Source organism: Tumidithrix elongata BACA0141 (assembly GCF_036349135.1).
Lineage (GTDB): Bacteria > Cyanobacteriota > Cyanobacteriia > Pseudanabaenales > Pseudanabaenaceae > Tumidithrix > Tumidithrix elongata.
On record NZ_JAZBJZ010000192.1, the window covers coordinates 1 to 5,947 of the forward strand.

6 protein-coding genes are annotated in these 5,947 nt (G+C 46.8%); 2 read left to right on the forward strand and 4 right to left on the reverse strand.

Going from position 1 to position 5,947, the window contains the following annotated elements:
* The first annotated feature begins 53 nt into the window (after positions 1-53).
* The gene (locus V2H45_RS24780) at positions 54-371 is read left to right on the forward strand and encodes a universal stress protein (RefSeq protein ID WP_330486372.1); all 318 of its coding nucleotides are present in this window, start codon (positions 54-56) and stop codon (positions 369-371) included.
* Positions 372-603: 232 nt separating this feature from the next.
* On the opposite strand, the gene V2H45_RS24785 is transcribed toward V2H45_RS24780, so the two are convergent.
* The gene (locus tag V2H45_RS24785) at positions 604-3,867 is read right to left on the reverse strand and encodes a plasmid replication protein, CyRepA1 family (protein ID WP_330486373.1); all 3,264 of its coding nucleotides are present in this window, start codon (positions 3,865-3,867) and stop codon (positions 604-606) included.
* Between the two features lie 82 nt (positions 3,868-3,949).
* Between V2H45_RS24785 and V2H45_RS24790 the strand changes: the two genes are divergently transcribed.
* Complete coding sequence (locus V2H45_RS24790) at positions 3,950-4,150, forward strand: hypothetical protein (RefSeq protein WP_330486374.1); 201 nt, start codon at positions 3,950-3,952, stop codon at positions 4,148-4,150.
* 337 nt (positions 4,151-4,487) lie between these two features.
* On the opposite strand, the gene V2H45_RS24795 is transcribed toward V2H45_RS24790, so the two are convergent.
* The 3 genes from V2H45_RS24795 to V2H45_RS24805 form a co-directional block, all read right to left on the reverse strand.
* Positions 4,488-4,724 carry a hypothetical protein gene (locus V2H45_RS24795; protein ID WP_330486375.1) on the reverse strand — a complete coding sequence of 79 codons (237 nt, stop codon included), beginning with the start codon at positions 4,722-4,724 and terminating at the stop codon, positions 4,488-4,490.
* A gap of 135 nt (positions 4,725-4,859) precedes the next feature.
* Positions 4,860-5,429 carry a Uma2 family endonuclease gene (locus V2H45_RS24800; protein WP_330486376.1) on the reverse strand — a complete coding sequence of 190 codons (570 nt, stop codon included), beginning with the start codon at positions 5,427-5,429 and terminating at the stop codon, positions 4,860-4,862.
* 94 nt (positions 5,430-5,523) lie between these two features.
* Complete coding sequence (locus V2H45_RS24805; protein ID WP_330486377.1) at positions 5,524-5,736, reverse strand: hypothetical protein; 213 nt, start codon at positions 5,734-5,736, stop codon at positions 5,524-5,526.
* Positions 5,737-5,947 lie beyond the last annotated feature (211 nt).

Below are 5,947 nucleotides of genomic sequence, written 5' to 3' on the forward strand. Positions count from 1 at the left end.
AAGGAAAGGCTCTGGCAGTTTAACGGTAGACATTTTTACGCCGTAGTCTACTAGTGACCTTAAGTAAAACTCCAGAAATTAACCTGTGTCAAGTATTTGAACCAGATAATACTGAGCCAGATACTACCATATTGGAAAAAGCCGCTGATTTTCTCAAACAACGCTTCAATGGTTATATGACGATGACCTCTATTCACGCTAGTTCCATTTCTGATGCGATCCTAGAGTGTGCTAGAAAGAATCACAGTGAAGCGATCATTTTAGGAGCTAGTCAGGAAGGGATGTTACAACAGGTTATGCATGGCAATATTCCGGCATCCATCTCCAAAAGTAGCGAACAGACAGTAATTCTTGTGCGAGGCTATTTATGATCGAAAACTAAATTGTTTTTTTTTGCATAACCCCTCGAAAAGGTATATTCCATAAAGAGACTTACGCGGCTCAATCTACCGACTTTGCGACTTTCGTTCCGTTCAGGTAACAATACACACTGCCTTTCGGTAATCATTTTACCTTTCCATTACGAGCGGAATGTGGGATTTAATGATATCAAACCGAGGCATAGACCTTTGTCTTGTATAAGCCTACTTCCAAATCTACACCTCAAGTTGTCATTTCCCGCAGGCAATCGGGAGAAAAGACATTAAGCGGCAGATCTCCCACCATAACTCGATAAATCTGCCCTAAACCAGCGATCGCAGCCTGACCCAAATATCGCGCCTGCCGCCAAATCATCCTGCCCCCTTCGCTGACCTTGACCTGCACGATCGCCCCAATTTCGGGAAGCAAAGATTTCTCCTCGATCGCCACTGGCGGATCTATAAACAAAGGAAGTAAGTTGCGATCGCCCTCAACCTCTTTTACAACCTCTCTTTCAGATACTACCTTAGGATCGAGTAAGAGTTGCGATCGCCCACTCGAAACACCGCTCAAAAATGCCACCCTTTGCTCGGCTCGACGCGCCAAAATCTCGATCAAAATCTCCCAATACACGCGGTCGATTTGAAAATGCGTTTCCAAATTCGTCGAACGATCGCGGATCGTATGAAACTTGACACCCAAAAGCTCCAGCCAACGACCAAACGTATAGGAAACCGACTTTTGCAGATAGGCAGGCAACCCCGCATCCGCCAACTTACGACCGTATTTCCCTAAAAAAGGCTCAAACTCCTGTTGCAAATCGAACAGCGTAATTGTTTCCCCCTCAATTAACCGATTAAGCAACGCCACGAACCCAGATCTCTCCCTGATTTGCCTGCGCAGTTCCAACTTAGGAATATCCCAAGCCGTACCAAACCCTCTAAAACTCGCCTGCTTGGCAATCTGCCGCGTATCCGTCGAGACTGCCAGCTCGGGGTTTAACGTCGCCTCCAACTCCCGCAAAGGGTGCAATACCCTGCCGCGATGCCAAAAGTCCACCAACTCGGTCGTAAGTTTATCGGCTACTAACTCCTCCGCAATCGTGGAAGCCTCCAGAATCAGCCTTTCCTCCCGCGTCGGGTTTTCCTTGTCGCGCAGGCGCTTGAGTTCCGAACCCTTCAAAATCGCCACCTGACATAACTTATGCGCGTGTTCCGCAGCGATCGCCTGCTTCGAGGCCTTCATCAACTCCTTCGCCTCATGAATTGAAACCTCGGGCGTGACGATTTCCAACTTGCATCCCTCGTATTGCAATCTCGCGATTAGATTGGCTCGAAGCGATCGCATCGCTTGATTTTGTTGCGCCGTATATTGGCAGAACAGATCGATGTGGGGATTGCGGTCGAACCGATAGCCGTCATGCACGAATGGAATCAAGTCGCTAGCAAGGGAATGGCGGATACAGCTAATTTCAGCATCGTGGGAAGTATGAAGTGCCTCTCGTACCATCGAAGCACTTTCACCGCGCGAGACCTGCGAAAATTGATTGCCTGATTTTTTACACCAGAGCACGCGCGGTACGTTGGGACGATAGCGAATTAACATCTGGGCAATGTCCCCATCTCCCAGAACCCCACTGAAAAATCCATAAACCTTAGAAAAGTGCGGCGTTTCGATACTCACACCCGTACTCATGGAAGGACTGACGATCAGCAGGTCATAGGCAGTCACCCTTTGGTTGATTTCAGCTACAAACAGCCCGTCCTCCTCAGTATCCGCATCCGCCTGTTCGCCATCCGAGGTCACCAACATCACGCGCAGATCTAGCCCCAAGTCGCGCACCATCTTAGCGATCGCATCCGCCTTGTCCTTACTATCGCAACAGATCATCACCTTTTCGCCTACGCGCAGATCTTCCATCAACATGGCGATCGCGCAATCATCCGTAGGGCTATCTACAATTGCTACAGCATAGCTCTCGGCTTTGTAGTGGTTAAGGATGAGATAGGGCTGCCCATTATCCCCCCTGAGCTTTTGGGTGTAATTCAACTCAAAATCGCTGAGGTCGGCATCGGCAATTACAATTCGTCCTGCCACACGCATCAATTCTTCCAATCTGGCTAGTAAAGCCCCCCGCATGCCATTTTTGTTGCACAGCTTCGAGGTTAACAACGTGCGGAAAACCTGTGCGGCTTCGTCGATCGCTAGGGTACAGCCGATGTAATCGCGGGGATTAATTGCCAGCAAACTGTGAACGCAGAGGGCGATCCGATCTGTATTTCCGAGAAAACCAAACCCTTTTGCCCGATCTAGGTCGTTGAGGACTTGCAGGTTGAGGCGATGGGCTAAATTTTTCCGCAATGAACGCAGATGGGTCAGTGCGACTAATTTCGTATCGTTAGCAGTTTCGCGGGCTAACAATTTGGTTTTCTCCGTGCCCTTGGCACTAGAAATGGCAATGATGCCAGAAGAAGGTAAAGTGCCGACAGCTTGCAACAAACTGGGTGAAGAGAAAGAGATAGCAGGCTCCGTTTGGAGCTGCGCCTTGTAGTTAAATTGCCAGCGGTAAGCAGATAGAGACAGAGCTGCATCGATACATTGCAATAGGGCGGAGCCACCTAGGGTCACGATCAGATCGTCAACCCCTGTCTTGTCTGTATTGGGGAGTAAGGGCAATTGCAAGACGCGCACTTGGCAACCTTTGTCTTCAAACAGCTTGCCTGTTTTGGATTGAGCCAGATAGACATCAAAAATGGTTTTAGGTTTAGTTTCCGCGTCAAAACAGAGATAAATGTCGCGCTTAGGAGTAGCAAAAATATCCAAGTAGGCTTGCAGTTGGGTTTTGCCTTCTATATTTTGCCGCCCCATAGTGATACCCGATAGGGCGATCGCTACGTGACCTTGAGATAGGAGGGCGCAGGCTTTCTTCATCCCTTCGGTAATGAAGATGGGTAGCCCAAACTCAATAACCCAGTTCCAGAACTCTCGGTCGTACCATTGTCGGTCTGATAGATCTGAGGGCAAGAGGATGCCGTAGCGATCGCCGATCTTTTGCCAGGTTAATAAATCGACAGAGGCAAAGCCGCCTACTTGTCCTCGTCCCGATGGGTTTTCGTATTTGCGAAACCGATCGCGTTTGGCATCGTAGATCGGTTTTTCGAGTTTGACTTGGAAAACTTGACGGATTCCCGCGATCGGGTCGAGGGTATGAATGATTGCCCCGGAATATCGCGGATCTCGCCAGCGATCTACTTTCCAGTTTAAGGCGTCGTGTAGAGGGCGGGAGACGTCGCCACCATGCTCGATCGCTTCGGAGGCGGCAATGGTGACGTTGGCGTAAAAAAGTTCTGGTGAAATGGCGGAACCTTCAACCCATTCTCGGTAAACCTGCTGTCTGTAGATTTCGGGGGTAGAGACTGGGTGGGGCATAGCTGCATCTACCATGCGATCGCCGATCGCATGGGTTGGCATGCCTGCGCTTGCAGACTGCCATAAATTATTTAACATTACGAAAAAACTCCTACTCCTGATTTTGATTGATGTAGCGGGTCTCAATCAGGAAACAAACAGGTCGATCCAGTAAGCCTTTGTGCAGATCTTAAAAAAATTTTCATCACAAAGCTTGCCTACTTCGTATCTTGGTGTAAGATATGAAGAAGCACTGGACAAACAAAGCCTTGCCAAAAGCATTCTGTCCGTTTCACAATTGAATCAAATTAAACCTTCGGGTTTCAAAAAAGCTAGTGATTTGCGGTCGCTGGCTTTTTTTAGTTTTGAAGGCATTTCATAAAATCGATCTACTCCTCCTTCTCAAAAACATTAGAATTAAGCATACACCGATCGTTTCAGATTTTCTGGATCTGCTGGGAACAATCAATTAAGCCGAAATGACTTTTTGGAGATCCAACGGATCTATGGCAGCAATTTTCTCCATTTCGTCTGAATGCTTCGGTGCTCTTGCTTACTAAAAACGCAAACCCGCTATATTTCTGATTTTCTGAGGTTACCCCTTGCTAAAACAACTAGAAGTTAAGCTAGATAATGGTTGAAAGCCTTAATTTAAGCTCATCGTTTGTTTGGGTAGCTGGCGAAAAATATGGCGGAAGGACTCAGACATTAACATAATTTTATTTCTTTGTAACTGCCCTCAGGTAATGCTTTGGTTTGCCAATAACCGCTGCAACCTCCTCAGGGGTATTGAATTTCGACCATGCCGTACCATGTCTGCAATTTACATAGGTAGCAAAACGGGTGAGGGTTCCGCTTAGCAGGCGTAGCAGCATATCCAAGGCCTCGTCCGCAATGCGGTGGTTGATCGACATCGATTGCGCGTTGGCGATCGCCGCTTTCTCGCAGGACAGCACTGCTTCTGAATGATAGGCAGCAAAAAAAGTCAGGACGCAATTGAGAGTGGTACTGGTGGGTATGCGATATGCATACCGATCGCGATCGCAGTATTTGGGTTTTGTGGGTACTATTTGCCGCGTACTTTCAAAACTTTAGAACTCAACACCTTCATACAATTCCGCTAAGCTAACCTCGATGCCAATCGACGATAAAGTCAGCCGATCCTCTAGGCGATCGAACTCCTGAAGCAACCATTTATTTGCCCCTTGCTTGACGTATTGTTCGACATGAGGTTTAGACTGCTCGACCAATAAGTATTCCTGAAAGCTAGAAATTGTACGGTAATCGGCAAATTTTTCGCCTCGGTCGTAGTTTTTTGTGGAATTAGACAACACTTCTGCAATAAAAATAGGCTGCGTCACTGTGTCTTTGCGTCCTTCTTGCAACAAAATCGGACGCGGCACAACCATTACATCAGGGTAAGTATGGATTTTGCGATCGGGAATCCACAGCCGTTGATCGGTCACAAATACTTGTAATGATTTACCCTTGAGTGCAAGCCTGAGAATTACCGTAAGCGCTCCGATAATTTCATTATGGGTAGGAGTGCCGCCTGTCATCGGAATAATTTCTCCATCGCGATATTCATTGCGAGTTGTAGATTCAATTTCTAATTCCAAATACTCTTCGGGAGTATAGGTCTTAACTGGAATTGCAATCACGATCTTTTCTCCTCCCTGCGCATCAAATAACTTAAAGCTATTGGGAAATTAAAACAAGGTTTAGTTTATTTCTAATTTCCCATTATCACTTGGATTACCAATAATCTGCCAAACAATCAGTAATTCGATCGGGCAAATCAAAGATTCCAGTTACTGTAGTTTCGTAGAAATGACCATAAATCCCAACTCTCATGCGGATTTTGGGATTTGTGAATAGTTCGCCTAACACAGCGTAAATTCTAAATCCCGTTTCATCTCGATTATCCATCTCTGAAAAATAGGCTTCCATCCCATGATGGGAATGCACCTCAATTAGATCCTTTGCGTAGAAAGTATTGGTAGTGTATCAATCGTTATGAATTTCCTGTCCTTATCTGATTTATTCATTCAACACTTTTGATACACTACCGATGTGGTGGTAGGTTTAGAGACGCGGAGTTACGATCCTGCCGTGCCCCGCAGTACTGGTCAGCCTTTGACTTGGCAAGTTAAGGATACGGTCTTTATCGTAGTTGGCG

Coding starts and splice junctions, on each gene's coding strand:
- V2H45_RS24785 (WP_330486373.1), bottom strand. CDS start 3,867: ATGTTAAATAATTTATGGCAGTCTGCAAGCGCAGGCATGCCAACCCAT.